The sequence below is a fragment of the Micromonospora sp. NPDC007220 genome, from assembly GCF_040634035.1.
GTDB classification, from domain to species: Bacteria; Actinomycetota; Actinomycetes; order Mycobacteriales; family Micromonosporaceae; genus Micromonospora; species Micromonospora reichwaldensis.
Map to the genome: position 1 here is coordinate 1 of NZ_JBEYEU010000064.1, position 2,238 is coordinate 2,238.

The 2,238-nt window shown below is 68.8% G+C and carries 1 protein-coding gene and 2 pseudogenes; all 3 read left to right on the forward strand.

Going from position 1 to position 2,238, the window contains the following annotated elements; translation table 11 throughout:
• Window positions 1-771 (forward strand): annotated as a pseudogene (locus ABZ573_RS32435) (acetaldehyde dehydrogenase (acetylating)); the annotation flags it as partial.
• 80 nt (window positions 772-851) lie between these two features.
• Window positions 852-1,922 carry a 4-hydroxy-2-oxovalerate aldolase gene (dmpG, locus tag ABZ573_RS32440; protein WP_358122917.1) on the forward strand — a complete coding sequence of 357 codons (1,071 nt, stop codon included), beginning with the start codon at window positions 852-854 and terminating at the stop codon, window positions 1,920-1,922.
• Between the two features lie 55 nt (window positions 1,923-1,977).
• Window positions 1,978-2,238: pseudogene (locus ABZ573_RS32445) on the forward strand (4-oxalocrotonate decarboxylase); the annotation flags it as partial.

The window sequence follows — 2,238 nt, forward strand, 5'->3', positions numbered from 1 at the left end:
TTGGGTGTGGCGACCACCGCCGAGGGTGTGGATGGCCTGGTGGCGATGCCGGAGTTCGCGGATGTGGAGTTGGTGTTCGATGCCACGTCGGCGGGCGCGCACCGGCGCAACGACGCGGTGCTGGCCGCGCACGGTCGCCTCGTAGTGGACCTGACCCCGGCGGCGATCGGTCCGTATGTGGTGCCGCCGGTGAATCTGGACGAGCACCTGGGCGAGCGCAACGTGAACATGGTGACGTGTGGTGGGCAGGCGACGGTGCCGATCGTCGCGGCGGTGGGTCGGGTGACGCCGGTGGTGTACGGGGAGATCGTGGCGTCGATCGCGTCGAGGTCGGCGGGGCCGGGGACGCGGGCGAACATTGACGAGTTCACGGAGACGACGGCGCGGGCGATCGAGGTGGTCGGTGGTGCTGGTCGTGGTAAGGCGATCATCGTGTTGAATCCGGCTGATCCGCCGTTGTTGATGCGTGACACGGTGTACTGCCTGTGCGAGGACGCCGACGCCGACCGTGCGGCGATCGCCGGGTCGGTGGGGCGGATGGTGGCGGCGGTGCAGGAGTACGTGCCGGGGTATCGGTTGAAGCAGGACGTGCAGTTCGACCGGGTCGACACCTATGTGCCGTCGTTGGGTCGGCGTCTGCGCGGGTTGCAGGTGTCGGTGTTTTTGGAGGTTTCCGGCGCGGGACATTATCTGCCGGCGTACGCGGGGAATCTGGACATCATGACGTCGGCGGCGCTGCGTACGGCGGAGCGGCTGGTCGGGCTGCGATCGGCAGGGACCGGCCACGACGGCGCGGGCCGCGACGGCGCTGATGGCGATGGCGTGGGTCGGGACGTCGTGGAGGTGACCCGGTGACTGATCTGTACATCCAGGACGTGACGTTGCGCGACGGCATGCACGCCGTCGCTCACCGCTACACGGTGGAGCAGGTTCGCACGATCGCGGCGGCGCTGGACGCTGCCGGGGTGGCCGCGATCGAGGTCGCTCACGGTGACGGGCTGGCCGGTTCGAGTGTGAACTATGGCCATGGTGCGGCCAGTGACGCCGACTGGATTTCGGCGGCGGCGGAGGTGATGACGAACGCGAAGCTGACGACTTTGCTGCTGCCGGGGATCGGCACCATCGCCGACTTGAAGGCGGCGAAGGCGCTCGGGGTGACCAGTGTGCGCATCGCCACGCACTGCACGGAGGCCGACATTTCGGCGCAGCACATTGCGTGGGCGCGGGAGAACGGCATGGACGTGTCCGGGTTCCTGATGATGTCGCACATGAACGATCCGGCCGGTCTGGCGGGGCAGGCGAAGTTGATGGAGTCGTACGGGGCGCACTGCGTCTACGTCACCGACTCCGGCGGCCGGCTGCTCATGTCCGATGTGGCGCAGCGGGTGGACGCGTATCGGCAGGTGTTGGCACCGGATACGCAGATCGGTATCCACGCCCACCACAACCTGTCCCTCGGCGTCGCCAACAGCGTCGTCGCAGTCGAGCACGGCCGCATCCTCGGCGACGGGCCGCTCGGTTCGCCGTCGGGTCGCACGGTCCGCGTCGACGCGTCCCTGGCTGGGCAGGGCGCCGGGGCCGGTAACGCGCCGTTGGAGGTGTTCGTGGCCGTCGCCGAGTTGCACGGGTGGGAGCACGGCTGTGACGTTTTCGCGCTGATGGACGCCGCTGACGACATCGTGCGTCCGTTGCAGGATCGGCCGGTGCAGGTCGACCGGGAGACTCTGTCGCTGGGTTATGCGGGGGTGTATTCGAGTTTTCTGCGGCATGCGGAGCGGGCGTCGGACAAGTACGGGGTGGACGTGCGCTCGATCCTGGTCGAGTTGGGATGCCGCCGCATGGTCGGCGGGCAGGAAGACATGATCGTGGACGTGGCACTGGACCTCGCCGACGGTCGCGCGCAGACGGGTGCGGCACAGTGAGCGCGAGGATTGAGCCGGGCGTGCGAGCCGCGCAGTCGCGAACGAGGGAGACGCCATGATCGGGCCGGACACCGCGGGTATCGCCGAGCGCCTCGGCGTGGCGGCCGACACCGCCACCGCGATTCCCCAGTTGGCCGCCGAGACCGGTCTCGACGTTGACGCCGCGTACGGGGTGCAGACGGCGTTGATCCAGCGTCGCCTCGACCGGGGTGAGCGCCTGGTCGGGTTGAAGATGGGCCTGACCAGCAAGGCGAAGATGGCGCAGGTCGGCGTGGACGAGGTCATCTGGGGCCGCCTCACCGACACCATGCGCATC